This window comes from Oculatella sp. FACHB-28, assembly GCF_014696015.1.
Lineage (GTDB): Bacteria > Cyanobacteriota > Cyanobacteriia > Elainellales > Elainellaceae > JAAUTN01.
The window spans coordinates 125274-144085 of sequence record NZ_JACJPJ010000087.1; the positions used below are offsets into that span (position 1 = coordinate 125274).

Genomic DNA, 18812 nt, shown 5'->3' on the forward strand with positions numbered 1-18812 from the left:
TATGAAAGCCGAATCTCAGCACAGCAGCTTAGTCTGAAGCTAAGGCAGGACAGCAACCCCTAGAAAATAGTGTTAAGAGAAACGACTTTTGAACTAAGTTGAGTACACAATACCCTGCATGAAGATGTAGACACGGAGAGTCTGTCGAGCATGAAGCCAATTCGTACATTCAATGTCTCCCCCTCCCTGCCTAAGCGGCTAGAACCGCTCCGCAAGTTAGCTTACAACCTACATTGGGACTGGAACTTCGACACAACAGATCTATTTCGTCGCCTAGACCGCGACCTGTGGGAGTCGAGTCGCTATAACCCAGTGCTAATGTTAGGCACGATTAGCCAGGAGCGCCTGAGAGAAGTGGCTGAAGACGAGGGCTTTTTGGCTCAGATGGATCGTGCTGCACAACAGCTAGAAGGTTATCTTACAGAGCGCACCTGGTATCGCAAACACCGCGATCGCAAACTTACCAGCGAAAAACCCAAAGAAATCCCTGCTTCCCCCTCCACCCCGCCTTCCTCTAAAGATTGCTATGCCTACTTCTCAGCCGAATTTGGACTAACTTCCTGCTTGCCGATCTACTCTGGCGGTTTGGGAGTGTTGGCGGGAGACCATTTAAAGTCTGCTAGTGATTTAGGACTGCCACTGGTCGGGGTTGGCTTGCTCTACCAAGAGGGCTACTTTGCTCAGTACTTAAATGCTGATGGCTGGCAGCAAGAGCGCTATCCTATCAACGACTTTTACAACATGCCACTGCATCTGGAGCGCAATCCAGATGGCTCAGAACTGAGGATTAGCGTAGACTACCCAGGGCGTGAGGTGTTTGCCAGGGTATGGCGTGTCCAGATCGGTACTGTGCCGCTGTATTTACTAGACACCAACATTGAGCCAAACAATCAGTACGACCAGGACATCACCGATCAGCTCTATGGGGGCGACATTGATGTCCGGATTCACCAGGAAATCATGCTGGGAATTGGCGGCGTGCGAATGTTGAAGGCGCTGGGGCTACATCCTACGGCTTACCACATGAATGAAGGACATTCTGCGTTTCTAGCATTAGAGCGGATTCGCATGATGATCCAGGAGAGTGGGTTGACCTTTGCAGAGGCAAAACAAGTTGCCCAGTCGAGCCAGGTGTTTACCACTCATACACCCGTTCCGGCTGGGATTGATTTGTTTCCCCCAGAAAAGATTACCTATTATTTAGGACGCTATGCCAACACGTTTGGCTTGTCTAAAGAAGAGTTTTTGTCGCTCGGACGGGAAAACTCCGGAGATTTGGCAGCCCCGTTCAGTATGGCGATTCTGGCGCTTAAGATGGCTTCTTTTGTGAATGGGGTAAGCCGTTTGCACGGAGCCGTTTCTCGTTCTATGTTCCAGAATTTGTGGCCAAATTTGCCCGTGATAGAGGTGCCGATTACGTCCATCACAAATGGAGTTCATGCGCGTAGCTGTGTGGCGAAGCCTACCCAGGAACTCTATGACCGTTATCTTGGCCCAAGCTGGTCACAAGCAACTACGGACAGTCCACTGTGGGAGCGAGTTAACTCAATTCCTGATGAGGAGTTGTGGCGCAACCATGAACGGCAGCGATCGGAACTGGTGGTGTTTGTACGGGACCGACTGCAAAGGAGTTTGCGCGATCGCGGTGCATCTGTCACTGAAATTGCGGAAGCGCAGGAGGTTTTAGATCCTTCAGTGCTAACGATCGGTTTTGCCCGTCGCTTTGCGACCTACAAACGAGCCACTCTGTTTTTGCGTGACCTGGAGCGAATTAAGCAGATTTTGCATGATTCTTCTCAGGCTGGCGGCAAGCGTCGGGTTCAGTTCGTTATAGCGGGTAAGGCTCATCCAAAGGATATTCCTGGAAAGGAACTGATTCGTCAGATCATTCACTTTACGCGAGATGAAGCGCTGAGCCGCTCCGTTGTATTCATTCCAAACTATGATATCCACGTATCTCGGTTGATGGTAGCGGGTTGTGATATCTGGCTGAATACACCGCGCCGTCCCCGTGAAGCGTCTGGAACCAGCGGTATGAAGGCAGCAATGAACGGACTGCCTAATCTGAGCGTGCTGGACGGTTGGTGGGATGAAGCAGACTATGTTCGCACGGGTTGGCCGATTGGTCATGGTGAAGACTACGACGATCTGGAATATCAGGACGAGGTTGAGGCAAATGCACTGTATGACCTGATTGAGCAGGAAGTTGTGCCGCTGTTTTACACCCGCGATGATGAGGATCTGCCGAGGGGGTGGGTGTCTAAGATGAAGGATGCGATTCGGCTGAATTGCCCTTTGTTTAACACAGCTCGTATGGTGGGTGAATATGCGCTGCGGGGGTATTTCCCAGCAAGCGATCGCTACTTCAACATGATTCAAGATCAATACAGTCCAGCGAAGTTACTAGCACACTGGCAAACGCACCTATTTGACCACTGGTATGACATCAGAATTGAAGACATCAAAATCTCGGAGCCTGCTGAGATCAAGGTAAATCAGGAGATTGCGGTGAAGGCCAAAATCAGTCTAGGAGCTTTGACTGATGAGGATGTCCGGGTAGAGCTGTACCAGGGTTCGGTGAGCGCAACAGGAGAAATTACTAATGGTGTCCCGGTGACAATGGTTTACCAGGGTCAGGACAGCCAGGGTAACAGCCTCTATACCGTCAACATCAGCTATACCAACAGTGGCTTACAAGGTTTGTCACTGCGAGTGCTGCCTAGCCATGATTATCTCAGCAGCCCTTATGAACCTGGTTTGGTGTTGTGGGCTGAACCTGAGAAGGTGTCGATCAATTTGCAATCTAACGGAAATGGTCATGTGCTGGAGCCAGAAGCCGTTATGACTGAAGCAGTGACCCACTAGACCGAATTTGTAACTGCTTACTTAAGGTAGGGGCGAATCGCGATTTGCTCCTACCTTTTTAAATGGGTCGGGTACGGTTAAACGGGTCAGGTACGACGATGTAGCCTGTGGTGCGATCGCCTAACACCAAATTTCGCTCTATTCCCCAATACCACCAGTGGGCTGCAACATAGGCACAGATTAAGCTGTCTAATTTATCTTCGAGTTCCTTTAAGTCTCTGCCAGTTTGGGGAACTTTGGGTAATGAGTTGTTCCCTTGGAGTGTAGATAAATTCAGCGCAGGTTCCAGGGTCGGTAGAATGTCGAGGATATATTGACGCAGCTTGAGTAATTCTACTCGTCGCTCTGCCAGCTCGCCTTTTTTGTATTTCAGAATGCGTTCTAGCTTAAAGAGATGCACCATTGCCGGATGGGGAAATACTTCTATTTGATAGCGTCCGGGCTGCTGGGCAATCAGGGTTGGAGCATGGCAAAAACCGCGTGCTTCCAAGCTTAAGCCTAACTCCAGTGTCCGTGTAGCGAAAGGACTGCCTAGATTGGCGGGATAGCAGCCTGCGTGATAGCGACCAAAATATTTGTGGGCAAGCCGATCAGGTAGTCTCATGCCGCTATCGTTGGGAATTAGGGTGGGAGCATCAACGGCAATGAGTGCGGGCTCTTGAGCTGAAACCTGAGCATCAACCCAGGACAACACTGCTTCAACTTCATCTAAACGAGTTAGGTCTAGCAAATGTAGGATTTTATTCTGCAAAGTTAGACAGCATAGTCCGCTGGGCTGCGATCGCCAACCAAAGTCAATTCCCAAAAATTTCATCCTGGACGCTACTCTTCAGATAGATACTTCATCGGTCGATAAAGTGGTAGGCTCCTGCAAAAATCATCCCATGTAAATGAGGGAGAAACTGTTGTGGCATTCCCCATCAGACTGATTATCGCACTGCTGTTTGCTCTGTTTGGTTTCATTGGCTATTGCAGCAGCGCTGTAGAAAATCCGATTACAGGAGAGAGTCAGCGAGTCTCACTTTCACCACAGCAAGAGATTACATTGGGACAGCAGGCAATCCAGGAAATTGGGGCTCAGCATGGGGGGCTGTTTCCGGATGAAGCCCTGCAACAATACATTGATCGGGTCGGAGAGCGAGTCGTACAGCAGTCTGCGGCAGCTCAAGCGCCCTATCCGTTTGAGTTTTATTTGCTGAGCGATCCACAAACTGTAAACGCCTTTGCGCTGCCCGGTGGCCCGGTTTTTATTACAGCGGCGTTGCTCAGTCAGCTTTCCTCAGAAGCTCAATTGGCTGGAGTGTTGGGGCATGAGGTAGGGCATGTGGTAGGGCGACACGCGGCAGAGCAGTTAGCAAAGCAACAGTTAGGACAGTCTTTGGCAACAGCGGTGGGGGTTGCGGCTAGCGATGGTCAGGATGGCGGTCGGCAGGCAGCGGTAATCGCTCAGGCTGTAAATCAGGTAGTCAATTTACAGTATGGGCGGGAAGATGAGTTGGAAAGCGATCGCCTTGGTTTTCGCTTTATGACCGAAGCTGGATATGACCCCACAGGCATTGTGGAGCTGATGGAAGTGTTGGGTCGAGCAGGCGGAGGCGGTGGATCGCCAGAGTTTTTTAGCACCCATCCAAACCCCAGCAACCGAATTGAACGATTAGAGGCACTGGTTGCAGAAACTTATCCAAACGGGATTCCGGCTGAACTCACGTCTGGACAAGAGGAGTTTTCTAGCAATGTGCGAACTCGCCTGTCTAGCGGTGGATAGGACGACCCAAAATAACAACAAATTTAGAATGAACTCCTTTCTTACACCTGAGTAAACGAGTTTCTGTCCCTAGACTCAGGTAATCCGGGAAATAACCTTTAACACTGGCAGGAAGATGTAAGTAAACATGGGTGAAATATGACAACTTCTAGCGATCGCAGTGACCAAATTCGCAAGTTGCGCGACATGGTTAAAGACATTGATTATGGTATGTTAACCACGATTGATACAGATGGCAGTCTGCATAGCCGTCCAATGGCAGTTAATAAGCAGATTGAGTTTGACGGTGATCTGTGGTTTTTTACTTATGCAGATTCTCATAAAGTGCTTGAAGTGCAGCAACACCAGCAGGTGAATGTGAGTTTCTCGGCACCTGATAGACAACAGTATGTTTCGATGTCAGGCGTAGCTGAACTAGTGCGCGATCGCAAACGACTAGAGCTAATGTGGCAGCCTGACCTGAAAGCCTGGTTTCCCAAAGGACTAGAGGAACCGGGAATTGCTTTAATAAAGGTAAATGTAAACAAGGCAGAATATTGGGATGCTCCTGCTGGATGGGTTGCAAAAACCATTGGTCTGGCAAAGTCGCTCACCACAGGTGAAAGGGCAAATCCGGCTGATAATGTCAAGCTTGATTTGAAGTAAGCAGGTGGTTGTTCTGGCGTAAGAGTAAGAGGGTGAGGGTGAGAGGGTAGAGGAGTAGCTGTTTTGCTTTGGTTGTGACGGCGTGGCGATCGCCTCTCGCTTAAGCAATTCGACTACCCTCTCCATTATTTCGTTCAGCCTGAGTCACAATAGGGGAATGCCTCTTACCTGGTGTGACAGACTGTTATGAACTCAGTTACCCCCATCCTTTCATCGAATTCGACTCAACCCCAAACTCTCGATCACTTCGCTATCACCTTTGCACCCCTTTCCCTGGAAGAAGTGTATGCGCGGGCAGACGATTCGGCAAATGGGGCGATCGTCGTGATGAGCGGCATGGTGCGGAATCAGACAGATGGGCAACCTGTCATAGCCCTGGAATATCAGGCTTATGAGCCAATGGCAATTCAAGTATTCAAACAGATTGCCGCAGAGATTCGTCAAACCTGGACAGATGTCACGCGAGTTGTGATTCACCATCGCACGGGTAAGCTGACCGTTGGTGAGATTAGTGTGTTGGTTGCAGTCGGTTGTCCACACCGTTCAGAAGCGTTTGCTGCATGCAAATATGCGATCGACACCCTAAAGCATAATGCTCCTATTTGGAAAAAAGAACATTGGGCAGATGGCTCTACTAGTTGGGTCAGTATTGGAGCTTGTGAACAGTCGCCAGAAAGTTGCTAACTTTTTTGAACTATGGTTGCGATCGCCATAGTTGGTAATAGTTCTGTGCATTCAGAAGCTAATGCTTTGCGTTCTATGGTACGAGAGTCAGGGTTCCTGCACAGGTAGCAGAGGCTCAATCATAGACAGTAGCTGAGGAATATCATCCTGAATTACACCCCAAATTTCATCCACTTCGACGCGATCGTACTGATGAGTAAGAATGTCTCGCATTCCGGCAATTTCTCGCCACGGGACTTCTGGATGCTGGTTACGGAAATCAGTGGATAATCGCTTGACGGCTTCTCCGATGACAACTATTTGATAGAGAATAGCGGATTGTTTTTCTAGATTTGCTGCCAATCCCGTCTTCTCTAATCCCTGAGCAAATCCCAGGATAAGCTGAGCAGCTCTAGAAATATCCACCAACGAGGTGCTATCTCGCGACATAAATTACCTGAGCCGTTCCCAAGATTTCATCGCGCCGAATCCAGTTATGACTTGTTTCAACGGCAGATTTGCTAACCAGGTCTACTTCACGCCCCAGCAGGTCTTCCAACTCATACTTCATTTTTGCTAACGTCATTAACCCACGTTTCGCATCTGGTCCAAAGGTAATCAGGATATCAATATCACTGTCAGAGCGGAAATCGTCTCGGAGGACAGACCCAAATAGGGCTAACTCACTAACCTTCCAGCGTTGGCAGAACTCAGCGAGCTTATCTTCAGGAAGTTGAACGTTGAGCGTGAGCATAATTTAGCCTCCCAGGTTAGCAGGCGGTTCAGCCATTCTGCCTTTATTCTATGCCTTGACCAGACCTGCCAAAACAAGAAGCTATAACAGAGTCAGCAGAAAACATGGTAGGAGAATATGGCGCGAGACGAAGCCTATCAGGAAGCAGAACGGCGAATTGAAACAGCTCGCCAGGAGAGAGCTACAGAATTCGAACTCAATAGAATGGGATTGACAGAATTGCCAGAGGAGATCAAGTTCCCGCAATTGGGTGGGGGAACTTGATCTCCTTGAAGAAGAACATTGAAAAGATGAATCTTTTGGTTGGATGAGTACTGGTGCTTACGAATAATCCTCACAAGCTTGCTGAGATTTCTGCAACCAGTTTGAGAGTAATATATGCTCACCGCTGCTTGTCCGGGCAAGTAACTTTCAGGCGAGCTACCTATCGATTGGAGCGTGTTCCGTAAACTATGATTAGTGGCATCTTCGAGAATTGCATTGGTTCCGAGCAAACCCAGTCTGCGCTTCAGTATTGGGCTGAGTTAGGATATCGAGAAGTCCAAAGAGGACATTTGCCAGCGGAAACTGCTCACACGCTCTATGGACATGCCTCTAACCTGACATCGATTCGCCTGCAAAACGGCAACTCAGCCGATCATGGTTTGGTCCGTGTCATGGTTTGGGAGCAGCCTCGCAACGCAGGTCTACAAAAATCTCATCCGTTCGTGATTGGCAGCCGCTGGTTTGCTTCTTTAGTACAAGATATCTATGCTGTTGCCGATGCCTTTAACGACGACAACGCTAATGGCGGAGATTGGATTGTCACTGAACCGATTCGAGGGATCGAATTTATCGGTCAACCAGGCACCAACTTCTACCAGCGGTTTACGGGTGTGCGCGAGTTCTTTGTGATTGGCTCAGAAACGCGACAAGCTTTCTTTCAACGCTACAACTATACTCGTCCGGGTTATGGCGTGATTGACCCGACTTCTCCCCTGGGTGTCAGTGAGGGAACTCACTCCAGTATCGTTACAGCTGATCATGACACCGTTGCATTCTACACAGATGTTTTTGGATTAGTTCCTGCTAACAATACCCGAAAGCGATCGGGCTATCAAAATTCTGCAACTCGACAAATTTTAATGTTAGAAGAAGGGAATGAATTTCTTCTATCTTCATTCTCGTCACCCAAAACGGATGTAGGTGTATTGCAGATTTACACGCCACTATATTCAACTCCTAATAAGCTTGAGTTTGCTCAACCTGGAGCATTAGGGGTATCTCTTTTTACCTATCAGGTTGAAGATGTTCAAGCGTTTCGCGATCGCGTCAGTCGCAGCAATGCCCGATCAGTAACACCAATTTTATCGAATGAGTTTAATGAACCCTCATTTGGTTTAGTGGCACCTGACGAAATGACCTGGATCATTGTTGGACACGAAGCATGATAACTCTAGCCCTATCATGATGGGGTGATAGTTTAAAGCGCGTTCTAGTTATGACGACAGAAGCCAATACATTAGCGGTTGCTCGGCAAGCCTTTGCCCACTTTGAGCATGGACTTGCGACCGGAGACTGGCAAGCGTTCTTCGATATGCTCACTGACGATTTTTCGTTCTGGTTTCCGCTGGGTCAGTTCCAGGGCTTAAACGTCGGAAAAGAACGCGCGATCGCATTTTTCCACTATGTTTCCGAAGTCTATAGTGAAGGGTTAACCTTGACGCTCGATCGGGCAACTAGCAACGAAACAACGGCTGTTTTTGAGTTTCGTGATGAAGGACTCATGCGGGGAAAACCTTACAAAAATCGAGTCGCTGTTTCGTTTGATGTCCGTGACGACAAAATTTGTGGATACCGAGAGTACTTGGGCAGCGATGGTCAATCGAACTGATTGGACTGAGTTTAGCTGTCATCCCAAGTTAAACCTCCTCTGATTGTGGCAAAGGAAACATCTCTCCCGCTAAATAAGCATCAAAGTACTTCTGAAAATATAGCCAAGAGGTGCTGTCTTCTGTATCTAAGTAAGATGGGGGCGCATTTTTGTAGAGGGGGACGCGAGTATTAATTTCATCCTTTAGCAGTTGTGGTAATTCATCGAAACCATTGACTTTGCCACCATAAGCACTGTAGATGAGTTGACCTGGGCGATCGCCCATTTTCATCCAGGGAACCCACGGACCTATCCGATCCCAGTAAAGCTGTAGTTTAGAAACCGAGAGAATTTCAGGGTTCAATAGGTCTTCAGTTGGAACCGTTAACTTAAATAACTCGGCTGCCTGATAGGTTGGGTTGGGGCTGTAATCAGCAAATTTTGGCTCTGTAGCGAGAGGATTGGGGTAAGCCATAAATATATCAAACACGAAGGTTGTACTATCTCCGTGTGTGCGTGCCGGAAATTTGCCCTTAAAGTGACCCTGCACTGGATTGTTGGCAACATGCATTACGGTCAGTAATTCTCCCGTCCAGGGATTTTCCCACTGTCGCAAAATTTCACCCGTTTCTGGGTGAAGGTAGTACGTCAATTCCCGAGAGGTGAAATCCCAACTCCCCTCTTCCGTGAGAATGCATCTGCTGACACTCACGCCTACCATCTTAAAGAGGCGATTTCTCTTTTCACCGGGAACCAACGCGTAGATTGCTCCTGACCAAATTAAGAAGGTTGATTGGTTTGAATCGAGGGATGAGCGCGTCTTGACCCAATACTGAGCGTCGAAGTCTTGAATTTCAGTCGCCATCTACAGATTCCTCGATATTCCACTAAATTCTCTCACCATGATCATAACCGGAGGCTTTTTGTGAGCAGCAACGCGAGGCTATGCTTCTTACAAAATTTCATTCATTCGTTCTTTGAAAATATATTCATCACTTCAATTCGGCGATCGCGTTAAAGTATCAACTTAGGGAGTGGACAGAAAGCAGTGGACGGAAAGCAAAGGATAACGGAACTCTGATTTCTAGTAAGTTCATCAGTTTGCTTGATATAAAGCATTCATATAGCATGGAGTCTTATACTTTGCCGGAAAAACGAACGTCAGCAAACGGTTCTACAGTTGGGTCAGTATTGGTGCCTGTGAGCAACTTGGAGAAAATCGCTAATGCAAGCTCAGCCCCCTCGTTCCTCCTCTTCTAATCGACCCCGATTCTTTAATGAACGGAGAGGTGTTCCTGGAGACGTTCACTTTCACCCTGATGCACCTCCGCCCAAAATTACCCTGATTGACTACAGTCGATCGGAAGTCAAGAAAGTTGACATCAACAAACCTGAAGAGTGTATTCCCTATTTAGACAGTGAATCAGTTTCCTGGGTTGATGTGAGTGGGCTGGGGGATGAACAGACTTGGCAACAAATCAAGCAAGTGTTCAACCTGCATCCGTTGGCACTGGAAGACATTATCCATGTTCCTCAACGTCCTCATATGCAGGAATACGAGGAACAACTGGTTTTGATCGCGCGGATGGTCTCGCTGCGGGAAGACGGCCGCAGCGTTATGACGGAACAAATTAGCCTGGTGTTGGGCAAACATTATCTGCTCACGGTTCAAGAGGAACCTTACTATGATTGCCTGGGATTCGTTCGAGAACAGATTCAATTGGGGCGATCGCTCATTCGTAAGGCAGGGGCGGATTATCTGTTGTACACCTTAATCGATGCCATCATTGATGGCTTTTATCCAATCCTAGAAATGTATGGAGAATTGATTGAGGACTTGGAAGCCGAAGTTGTATCTGTTCCAACACCCCACACCCTGGAAGAAATTTATCAAATTAAGCGAGAACTCCTGGAGCTTCGACGTGCTATTTGGCCGCAACGAGATGCGATCAATGCACTCATCCGTGACAGTAGTGATTTAATCAGCCAGGATGTGCGGACGTTTCTGAGGGACTGCTATGACCATGCCGTTCAAGTTTTAGATATTGTTGAAACTTACCGAGAACTTGCCGCAAGCTTAACGGATGTGTACTTATCCTCTGTTAGTAATCGCATGAACGAGGTGATGAAGCTTCTGACTATCATCTCCAGTATCTTTATTCCTTTAACGTTCATTGCCGGGATCTATGGCATGAACTTTAATACTGAAACTTCTCCCTTTAATATGCCTGAACTCAACTGGTACTGGGGATATGTTGCGACGCTAGCCGTAATGGCAGTTATTGCAGTTGGTATGATTATTTTCTTTTGGCGCAAGGGTTGGTTTGAGAACTTTACAGGGATTAGGAATGATCGGCGATCCTCGCCAAAACGGAAGAGAAAATGGCTGAAATGAATCCTTTGCGGCGATCGCCAGCCTACTGTCCACTCAGCTCATCAAATTGTTGAAATTGGGCACGCAGAGACTGTACTGCATCAATTTCATCCTCTTTTGCCTGCTCCAAAAACCGATAGAGCCAATTTTTGGGAACCTGGGGAAAGGTCGGGCTAGCGTCAACCTCTACGTAAACCCCTTCCTGAAGTTGATAAATGTGCCACACTTTCCCATTAAATCGCCAGAACTCAGGAATGCCGATGTTCGCATAAAACCGATTCTTTTGAATATCAGTGTGGGTAATGTCTACCTCAACGACCAAATCAGGAGGTGGATCTTGAGTAAAATCAACATTACGCCCTTTAACCAGGGGTTGATTTTGGATGTAGTAAGCGTTGCCGGGTTCTGCTCCCTTATTCAAACCCGGATAGTTCACTGTGGTTGAACCCATTGTCTTGATCCGCATTCCAAATAGCTCTACTAACGTTCGGATGAAATATTCAATTAGAGAGCGGTAGAATTCATGATCCTCTAATGGCATCGTTATTTCCAACACACCAGCATCATAAGTCAGGCGAGAACTCCGAGAATGGGGCAACGCATCCAAAATTTGCAGGTATGCTTCCCAGCAGACATCTCGAATGACTACCCGCCGCTCTCCAATGAGGGGAGGTTGAAGTTCAGCTTTAGGTTCTGGAGCTGCGATCGCCACAAAAGATCTCCTAATGAAATCAACCCTGTTGTTACTTGCCAGTGCTTCTATTCTACGATTCTCTTCAGGGTGTCAGAATCAGCAAAATTTCCAAATGCTGAGTCATCGTCAAAGCACTGTTTTCCCACTTTAAAGTTCGACCTTTGGAGAATGGCGATCGCCAACTTGCATCCTTACCTCTTTCTAAGGGCTATCGGGAATTTCCATTGTGCCTTCACTCACCAGGATAGAGGAGCCACCAACGCGGATGGCTTGGATTTCACCATTCTTCAGGTCAGCTTCGACTTGCAGCAAGCTGGGGCGACCCATTTCAACGCCTTGTTCAATCGACCAGCGCAATGTGCCATCAGTAAGGCTGTTGCGGTTACACAAATAACCTGCGATCGCCGTAGCGGCTGCGCCTGTCGCCGGGTCTTCGTCAATGTTCATTGTGGGGGCAAACATTCGTGCCCACAGATGAGACGGATCTTGAGGGTCGTAGGCAAACACATAAAGGTCGGGTGCCCAGGCAGAAGCAAGGCACTGCTGCCACTCCTGGCGGTTTAGTTGAATGCGGCTGAGAGCGGCGCGATCGCTCAACGGCACAAACAAAAATGGTACACCACAGGAGATTGCTTGGGGTTTGTCTTCTCCATTAAGCAAATCGGCAGGGTCCAGAGAGAGAACAGCCGCTAGCTTTTCTACAGAAGGAAGATCTGATCTGAATTCGGGCAGTTTGGCGGCGGTCAAGGCCGCAAACGTGGGCTTGCCGGACTCTACTCGAATATCTACTGAGACGGGACCGACTCCTTCTTCAAACACTACTGTTGTATCTTTGGGAGCGGTGATTTCTCCCAGTGTAGCGAGAACATAGGCGGTGCCAACGGTGGGATGTCCGGCAAAGGGTAACTCCCTTGCAGGGGTAAAAATGCGAAGCTGACGATCGCTCCCTGGTTGTTGGGGAGGAAATACAAAAACGGTTTCTGAGAGGTTAAGTTCTTTAGCAACCCGCTGCATTTGCTCAGTGGATAATCCTCGAGCGTCTGGAAACACGGCTAGCGGGTTGCCGCCAAAAATCTGATCAGTGAACACATCAGCGGTGTAAAAACGGTAGCGCATGGTGTTAGGAGCGATCGCTGGAGTACTGCCCTGAGTAAAGCATCACAGCGCTGTTGATGCAATCCCTTACTTCCTATCTAGTACAGGATTGATAAAGGTTAGTCAGCCAAGTTTCTACATGGGGTGGCATTGAGGTGAAATAGATGGAAAATGCGTCTTGGCTTGCTTGAGTTTTTGCAACTTTAGCGTAAATATCGTTGAGGTTCTGTGCTGGATTTGAGGCTAACAGAGTGAGTTTCAGGTCGGCAAACTCATTAATTGAAGAAATGCCATTGGGTGTTGTTACCCGAATTTGTGCTCCGGTTGCTGAAAGCTGCACTAAGTTTCCCTGAAGGTGAGTTTTGCTAACCTCTTTGCCTTCCAACAGTGAGAACTGGAGAGGAACGGGTTTAGGCAGTGGCAAAAAGACCTCTTCTTCTTTGGGTAAATACAAGTTGTGAAAGCCGCTGATTCCATATACCTCGTAAATGGTAATCGGTTGCTTTACGCCCTTCGGCTGGACTTGCTGTTGACCGCTGATTCGCACGTTTGGACCAGCTTCTTTGAAGGTTTGCTCTGAGATCAGAATTTGTCCGCCTCGCGTGTAAGATTCAATCCGATAGGTGAGATTGACCTGGCTGCCAACGATGCCATATTTGGTGCGCTTTTCAGAGCCAATGTTGCCGACAACGACTTCTCCGGTGTTGATACCGATTCCCATTTCCAGTCGGGGTAAGCCGAGTACTTTCATGTGTTCGTTGACGGCTCCCATTGCAAGCTGCATGGCACAAGCACAGGCGATCGCTCGAATCGCATCGTCTTCTCTCGCCTTGGGCGCACCAAACAGGACCAGAATGCCATCTCCCATAAACTCATCAATCGTGCCGTGATACTGGTTGATCACGTCTGCCATGTATTCCAGGTAGAGATTGAGGATATTAATCACTTCCTCTGGTGATAACCGTTCTGACAGGGACGTGAAGCCGCGCAGGTCAGAGGTGAGAATGGTAATCTTGCGGCGATCGCCTCCCAGTTTTAACCCTCCTGGGCTTTCCAACAGATTCACTACCACTTCATCGCTCAAATAGCGCCCAAACACCTGACGAATCAGCTGATTGCGCTTTTCCAGGTCGTCATTAGCTTGTGCTAGGTCAGCCGTCCGTTCTTTTACCCGTCCTTCCAGCCCTTTGGCGGTGTCGCGCAGTTTTCCAACCACCAGGGTTAGCCCAGACAGTCCTAAGACGGAAATGCCGCCCAGCATAAAAAAGGTTTCCCGCAGATCGGTATTTACTTTTTGGACGAACGTATCCAATGGCTGCTTAATTTCCCAAACGCCCGCTACGTCTCCTAACTCCCAATCGGTTTTAGGGCTTTGAGGATGAGTGTTGTGGCAGGCGACGCAGGTTGCTTTCATGATGCTGGCTTCGCCATAGCGCATCGTCGTATGTCCGTCACGCTCCTCAAATCGCACAAACTTTTCTCTAGGGCTTTGCCGCAGAAAATCGAGGGAAGCTTGCTCAAATTCATCTCTAATCCCCCCTTCCGACTGTCGCCAGGGGAATGGATAATCGCTGAAGAAGCGCACAGATAGATCGGGGTTGCGATCGCTAATCATGTCGCTCAACTCGATCGCAAACGTAGAAGGTAGGGGAATTGCCTGCTCTTCAGTCACATAGGCGTGAGTCACCGTCAGCCCACTCTCTTTGGCTGGGTCAGCGGCTGCATCGCTATACAGCGTGATCGCCTGGTTAAACGCTTGAATGTAGAGGGTGGCGTTTAACACAGCCTGCGATCGGATCAGGTTTGACGAGAGTTGAAACATATTTGATAGGGCAACTCCTACCCCGATGCAAAACATCACCGTTAGCACCAGGACAATCTGCTTTAGCAGCAGATGCATAAACCCATTCCAAAGTCGAGTCATCATTGAACGAGATCACCTTCCAAGCTTGGGTCTGATTGCGATCGCCCCTCGAAGTAAAACTTAGTACATGCCATTTCTAGTCTGATAATCTACTAAAACACGCTTTTGGAAGCAAGAGCGCAGATAGACCATTTTCTTCACCTGATACGAGTTAGCGATGGATGTCGAACAAGCCCTTGCCTTTACGGATGCGCTCGTCTTTACCAAGGCGGGCATTCATCTAAGCGATTTGCAACAGGCAATGCTGCGTGAATCCTGGTCGTGGCAACGTCAAAGTTATGACCAGATTGCAGAAACCTATGGGTATTCACCCACCTACTTGAAGCACGATGTCGGTCCTAAACTTTGGAGGTTGCTATCTGAAGTCATCGGTGAAAAAGTTAACAAAACCAGCTTTCGAGCAGCGATCGAACGTAAATCTCACACTGATGGGATCTCTACACAAACTCAAGCCGCTAAACCGGATCAATTACATATTTCTCAACCTACGGCTGAAGCGGTACCTGCAAGTCGAGTGAGTGACGCTGCGGTCGAACCGAGCGCTGTACTGACCCAGGTTGCTTCTGCCCCTCGGCAGGATTGGGGTGATGCCGCAGATGTGAGTTTCTTCTATGGACGGGCAGCAGAGCTAACTCGTCTAGAACAGTGGATTTTGGGTAGTCAATCCCAACAGCCCTGCCGACTGGTAGCAGTGTTGGGTATGGGTGGCATGGGCAAAACCTCGCTGGTGATTCGGCTGTCCCAGCGGCTCCAATCTGAGTTTGAGTGGGTAATTTGGCGATCGCTACGGAATGCCCTACCCCCTACTGAACTGCTGTCTGACCTGTTGCAATTGCTCACCAACCAGCAGCAGGTTGAACAGCCGATCGAAAGACAAATTGCCCAATTTTTACATCAGTTGCGATCGCGTCGTTGTCTGATCATTCTCGACAACATTGAAACGGTTCTGCATTATGCTCAAGAACCAGAACTCAGCGCTGTCAGCAGTCAGGGCTATGGAGTTTATCGAGAACTGTTTCGGCAAATTGGTGAAACGCGCCATCAAAGCTGTTTGGTGTTGACCAGTCGTGAAAAGCCGCCAGAAGTCGCTCTGCTGGAAGGGGAAACTTTGCCGGTGCGATCGCTCACGCTTACTGGACTCCAGCTTATAGAAGCCCAGGAATTAATGAGTTTAAAGGGATGCTTCCAAGGAACGGACACCGATTGGAGTCGTTTAATCGCAGGCTACTCTGGCAATCCGCTAGCACTCAAAATTATCTCCACCACGATTCAAACTCTATTTGATGGCAACCTAACGGAGTTTCTACAACAAGACACATTTGTATTTGGCGGAATTCGCACGCTGATCGACCAACAGTTTGAACGGTTGTCAGTGCTTGAAAAATCGGTGATGTATTGGCTGGCAATTTATCGTGAACCAGCTACTTTTGCTGAGTTGAGAATGGATATATTTCCATCTATTGCACCGCAACGGTTAATCGAAGTTCTGGAACTGCTGGAGCAGCGATCGCTGATTGAAAAACAATCCGCTCTATTCTCGCTTCAGCCTGTGGTGATGGAATATGTGAGCGATCGCCTGATTACCCAAATCTGCACCGAAATTCAGCAAGGCGTGCAGGGAATTGCCGTAAAAGACCCGCTGCTCAAACATCACGCCCTGCTCAAAGCTCAATCTAAAGACTACATTCGAGAAACTCAAATTCGACTGATTCTCACTCCAATCCTCGAACAGTTGGATTCGCTTCTTGATGCGTTGGAAGATGACTTGATTCAACAATTAACCTGCTTGCGCGGCAAATCTACCTCAGAGAGTGGGTATGCAGGGGGCAATCTGCTCAATCTTTTGGGTCAGCGAAAAACTCACTTAAGTAGTTATGACTTCTCACACTTAACGCTCTGGCAAGCCGATTTGCGCCAGATGCAGTTGCACCAGATCAATTTTGCTTATGCTGATTTGTCTCGCTCCATGTTTGCAGAAATCCTCGGTATTGTGTTTGCAGTCGCTCTCAGTCCGACGGGTGATGTTCTCGCAACCGGAGACGCTGAAGGCGGTCTACGTCTCTGGCAGGTCAATCAGGGAAGCCTATCACTGGCGTTAGAGGGTCACCAGGGCTGGGTTTGGTCAGTCAGCTTCAGTGCCGATGGGCAAACTCTCGCCAGTTGCAGTAGTGACAAAACGATTCGGCTTTGGAATACCCAAACAGGTGAATGTCTAAGCACGCTTCGAGGGCATAGCGGTTCGATCTGGTCGGTGTCGTTCAGCCCTGATGGTCAACTCCTCGCCAGCGGTGGAGACGAACCCAGTGTAATGCTGTGGGATGCCTCTAAGGGAACCTGTATTAAGCAGTTGGCTGGACATACGGGACGCATTCTCTCGGTTGCGTTTTGTCATGCTGCTATTGAGAAAGGCTCAGCGCTCCTGCTGGCAAGTGGCAGTGAAGACAGCAGTATTCGCCTATGGAATGTCCAGTCAGGGAAATGCCACCAGGTTTATCCGGGACACACCGACCGAGTGTGGTCAGTTGCCTTTAGTCCTAATGGTGAATTGCTCGCCAGCGGCAGCGCCGATCGCACCCTCAAACTTTGGCAGATGAAGACGGGGAAATGCCTCAAAACATTTTCAGAACATGGCGATCGCGTTCGTTCTGTCAGCTTCAGTGCTGATGGGCAAACCCTAATCAGCAGCAGCGACGATCGCACCGTGCGAATCTGGTCAGTTGACACCGGACAATGTCTGCATACTCTGTGGGGACATACCAACTCCATCTTCTCCGTTGCCTGCCATTCGGAGAGTCAAATGGTGGTGAGCGGCAGTGCCGACCAAACCGTGAGAATTTGGCATAGCCAAACCGGACAGTGCCTTAAAATCCTGCGTGGTTACACCAATTCCATTTTTTCCGTTGCTTACAGTGCGAATGGTGAAAAGTTAATTAGTAGCAGCACCGACCAGACCATCAAACTGTGGGACACGAACACCGGACGATGCCTCAGGACCTTTGAGGGACATACGGGCTGGGTGACCTCAGCAGCCTTTCATCCCCAAGCTCACCTGATCGCCAGTAGTAGCGCCGACGAAACGATTAAGCTCTGGGAACTCAGCAGCGGACAGTGTCTTAGAACCTTGCAGGGGCATTCCCATTGGGTGCAGTCGGTCAGCTTTAGCCCCGATGGAGAAGTGTTAGCCAGCGGGGGCGATGATTGTACTTTGCGTCTCTGGTCAGTTCAATCTGGGGAATGCCTTCACACTTTAGCAGCCCATTCCGATTGGGTTTGGTCAGTCGCCTTTAGCCCCACAGAGAAACTATTAGCCAGCAGCAGTGAAGACCAAACGATTTGCCTCTGGTCTGTCCCAGATCTCCAGTGTGTTCATCGGCTACAAGACCATAGTGGACGAGTGAAGGCGATCGCTTTCAGCCCCGATGGGCAACTCCTGGCTAGCGGCAGCAGCGATGAAACGGTGCGGTTATGGTCAGTCCGTACAGGTGAATGTCTCTACACTCTACGCGGACATGACAATGACGTTTGGTCAGTTGCTTTTAGTCCTGATGGTCAAACCCTTGCCAGCCGTAGCCTCGACCAAACCGTGAAACTATGGGAGATCAGCACGGGCGTTTGCCGTAAAACTTTATCTGTACCTTCTCGCTCTGTCAGGTCAGCGATCGCCTTTTGCCCAGTTTCATCCCCTACTCCAAAGAACCTTGCCACTCAAAACAAATTGGCGATCGGCAGTCACAGCGGCACCATTCAAATCTGGAATATCCCAACTGGAGAATGCCTGAATACGTTAACTCCCAATCGCCCCTATGACGGCACTAACATCAAAGGAGTGACGGGTATCACAGCCGCTCAAAAATTGGCTCTGTATGCGTTAGGGGCGATCGAGCAATAGCGTTCTGTAACCTTGAAAAGCTGCTTCTTGCCCTAATTTCCAACGCTGCAGAAGCGACTTAAGAAACAGCATAACTTTCCCTAACTTTTAGGCATCGTCAGCGCCGAGGTTAGCGAATACATTGATGTACATGAGAAACGAAACGGGAACCACACAACGAACCCAACCCGCTCCCTCTGCAAAAGCTTGAAGTCACTCCACAACCTGCTGCATGTAGTCTCTCCCAGATAGCATCAGCCAGTGCAACTCCCACCGGAAAGCTTGCAACCTGCAAGGCTCCAGCCTGGGCAGA

Annotated in this window: 16 protein-coding genes; 9 read left to right on the top strand and 7 right to left on the bottom strand. The window is 48.9% G+C overall.

All coding sequences use genetic code 11. The features are described 5' to 3' along the window. Positions 1-150: 150 nt before the first annotated feature. Positions 151-2865, top strand: a complete 2715-nt coding sequence (glgP, locus tag H6F88_RS21835) for an alpha-glucan family phosphorylase (protein WP_190644839.1) — start codon at positions 151-153, stop codon at positions 2863-2865. A gap of 58 nt (positions 2866-2923) precedes the next feature. Here glgP and H6F88_RS21840 read toward each other — a convergent pair whose 3' ends face one another. Beyond that, complete coding sequence (locus H6F88_RS21840; protein ID WP_190644840.1) at positions 2924-3679, bottom strand: DUF429 domain-containing protein; 756 nt, start codon at positions 3677-3679, stop codon at positions 2924-2926. A 93-nt stretch (positions 3680-3772) separates the two neighbouring features. On the opposite strand from H6F88_RS21840, the gene H6F88_RS21845 reads away from it, so the two are divergent. From H6F88_RS21845 to H6F88_RS21855, 3 genes are all read left to right on the top strand, one after another. After that, positions 3773-4630 carry a M48 family metallopeptidase gene (locus H6F88_RS21845; RefSeq protein WP_347277725.1) on the top strand — a complete coding sequence of 286 codons (858 nt, stop codon included), beginning with the start codon at positions 3773-3775 and terminating at the stop codon, positions 4628-4630. A gap of 138 nt (positions 4631-4768) precedes the next feature. Then, positions 4769-5275, top strand: coding sequence for a pyridoxamine 5'-phosphate oxidase family protein (locus H6F88_RS21850; protein WP_190644841.1), 507 nt, complete (start codon positions 4769-4771; stop codon positions 5273-5275). Positions 5276-5461: 186 nt separating this feature from the next. Continuing rightward, positions 5462-5959, top strand: coding sequence for a molybdenum cofactor biosynthesis protein MoaE (locus H6F88_RS21855; RefSeq protein WP_190644842.1), 498 nt, complete (start codon positions 5462-5464; stop codon positions 5957-5959). An 87-nt stretch (positions 5960-6046) separates the two neighbouring features. On the opposite strand, the gene H6F88_RS21860 is transcribed toward H6F88_RS21855, so the two are convergent. Together H6F88_RS21860 and H6F88_RS21865 are read right to left on the bottom strand one after the other, a co-directional pair. Beyond that, positions 6047-6388 carry a DUF86 domain-containing protein gene (locus H6F88_RS21860; protein WP_190644843.1) on the bottom strand — a complete coding sequence of 114 codons (342 nt, stop codon included), beginning with the start codon at positions 6386-6388 and terminating at the stop codon, positions 6047-6049. Continuing rightward, the gene (locus H6F88_RS21865; protein WP_190644844.1) at positions 6375-6692 is read right to left on the bottom strand and encodes a nucleotidyltransferase family protein; all 318 of its coding nucleotides are present in this window, start codon (positions 6690-6692) and stop codon (positions 6375-6377) included. Before H6F88_RS21865 ends, H6F88_RS21860 begins: the two co-directional genes overlap by 14 nt. A 117-nt stretch (positions 6693-6809) precedes the next feature. Here H6F88_RS21865 and H6F88_RS21870 point away from each other — a divergent pair, with 117 nt between their 5' ends. From H6F88_RS21870 to H6F88_RS21880, 3 genes are all read left to right on the top strand, one after another. Next, on the top strand, positions 6810-6956 hold the full coding sequence (locus H6F88_RS21870) for a hypothetical protein (RefSeq protein WP_190644845.1): 147 nt from the start codon (positions 6810-6812) through the stop codon (positions 6954-6956). A gap of 188 nt (positions 6957-7144) precedes the next feature. Next, the gene (locus tag H6F88_RS21875) at positions 7145-8122 is read left to right on the top strand and encodes a hypothetical protein (RefSeq protein WP_190644846.1); all 978 of its coding nucleotides are present in this window, start codon (positions 7145-7147) and stop codon (positions 8120-8122) included. Positions 8123-8172: 50 nt separating this feature from the next. Then, a complete protein-coding gene (locus tag H6F88_RS21880; protein ID WP_190644847.1) occupies positions 8173-8565 on the top strand; it encodes a nuclear transport factor 2 family protein in 393 nt (130 codons plus the stop codon). 28 nt (positions 8566-8593) lie between these two features. On the opposite strand, the gene H6F88_RS21885 is transcribed toward H6F88_RS21880, so the two are convergent. Next, positions 8594-9409: a DUF1838 domain-containing protein gene (locus H6F88_RS21885; protein WP_190644848.1), complete on the bottom strand. Its 816-nt coding sequence runs from the start codon at positions 9407-9409 to the stop codon at positions 8594-8596. Between the two features lie 360 nt (positions 9410-9769). On the opposite strand from H6F88_RS21885, the gene corA reads away from it, so the two are divergent. After that, positions 9770-10939 (top strand): magnesium/cobalt transporter CorA, encoded by a 1170-nt coding sequence (corA, locus tag H6F88_RS21890; RefSeq protein WP_190644849.1) that lies wholly within the window; start codon positions 9770-9772, stop codon positions 10937-10939. Positions 10940-10961: 22 nt separating this feature from the next. On the opposite strand, the gene H6F88_RS21895 is transcribed toward corA, so the two are convergent. From H6F88_RS21895 to H6F88_RS21905, 3 genes are all read right to left on the bottom strand, one after another. Beyond that, the gene (locus tag H6F88_RS21895; protein ID WP_190644850.1) at positions 10962-11630 is read right to left on the bottom strand and encodes a Uma2 family endonuclease; all 669 of its coding nucleotides are present in this window, start codon (positions 11628-11630) and stop codon (positions 10962-10964) included. A 183-nt stretch (positions 11631-11813) separates the two neighbouring features. After that, positions 11814-12728 (bottom strand): PhzF family phenazine biosynthesis protein, encoded by a 915-nt coding sequence (locus H6F88_RS21900; protein WP_190644851.1) that lies wholly within the window; start codon positions 12726-12728, stop codon positions 11814-11816. Between the two features lie 73 nt (positions 12729-12801). Continuing rightward, the gene (locus H6F88_RS21905; protein WP_190644852.1) at positions 12802-14634 is read right to left on the bottom strand and encodes an adenylate/guanylate cyclase domain-containing protein; all 1833 of its coding nucleotides are present in this window, start codon (positions 14632-14634) and stop codon (positions 12802-12804) included. Between the two features lie 154 nt (positions 14635-14788). Here H6F88_RS21905 and H6F88_RS21910 point away from each other — a divergent pair, with 154 nt between their 5' ends. Further along, on the top strand, positions 14789-18520 hold the full coding sequence (locus H6F88_RS21910) for an NB-ARC domain-containing protein (protein ID WP_190644853.1): 3732 nt from the start codon (positions 14789-14791) through the stop codon (positions 18518-18520). Positions 18521-18812: the final 292 nt, after the last annotated feature.

Excerpts from the sequence above, each read along its gene's own strand:
- glgP (WP_190644839.1), top strand. The coding sequence starts at position 151 with ATGAAGCCAATTCGTACATTCAATGTCTCCCCCTCCCTGCCTAAGCGG.
- corA (WP_190644849.1), top strand. The coding sequence starts at position 9,770 with ATGCAAGCTCAGCCCCCTCGTTCCTCCTCTTCTAATCGACCCCGATTC.
- H6F88_RS21855 (WP_190644842.1), top strand. The coding sequence starts at position 5,462 with ATGAACTCAGTTACCCCCATCCTTTCATCGAATTCGACTCAACCCCAA.
- H6F88_RS21840 (WP_190644840.1), bottom strand. The coding sequence starts at position 3,679 with ATGAAATTTTTGGGAATTGACTTTGGTTGGCGATCGCAGCCCAGCGGA.
- H6F88_RS21880 (WP_190644847.1), top strand. The coding sequence starts at position 8,173 with ATGACGACAGAAGCCAATACATTAGCGGTTGCTCGGCAAGCCTTTGCC.
- H6F88_RS21910 (WP_190644853.1), top strand. The coding sequence starts at position 14,789 with ATGGATGTCGAACAAGCCCTTGCCTTTACGGATGCGCTCGTCTTTACC.
- H6F88_RS21850 (WP_190644841.1), top strand. The coding sequence starts at position 4,769 with ATGACAACTTCTAGCGATCGCAGTGACCAAATTCGCAAGTTGCGCGAC.
- H6F88_RS21885 (WP_190644848.1), bottom strand. The coding sequence starts at position 9,409 with ATGGCGACTGAAATTCAAGACTTCGACGCTCAGTATTGGGTCAAGACG.
- H6F88_RS21870 (WP_190644845.1), top strand. The coding sequence starts at position 6,810 with ATGGCGCGAGACGAAGCCTATCAGGAAGCAGAACGGCGAATTGAAACA.
- H6F88_RS21860 (WP_190644843.1), bottom strand. The coding sequence starts at position 6,388 with ATGTCGCGAGATAGCACCTCGTTGGTGGATATTTCTAGAGCTGCTCAG.
- H6F88_RS21905 (WP_190644852.1), bottom strand. The coding sequence starts at position 14,634 with ATGATGACTCGACTTTGGAATGGGTTTATGCATCTGCTGCTAAAGCAG.
- H6F88_RS21865 (WP_190644844.1), bottom strand. The coding sequence starts at position 6,692 with ATGCTCACGCTCAACGTTCAACTTCCTGAAGATAAGCTCGCTGAGTTC.
- H6F88_RS21900 (WP_190644851.1), bottom strand. The coding sequence starts at position 12,728 with ATGCGCTACCGTTTTTACACCGCTGATGTGTTCACTGATCAGATTTTT.
- H6F88_RS21875 (WP_190644846.1), top strand. The coding sequence starts at position 7,145 with ATGATTAGTGGCATCTTCGAGAATTGCATTGGTTCCGAGCAAACCCAG.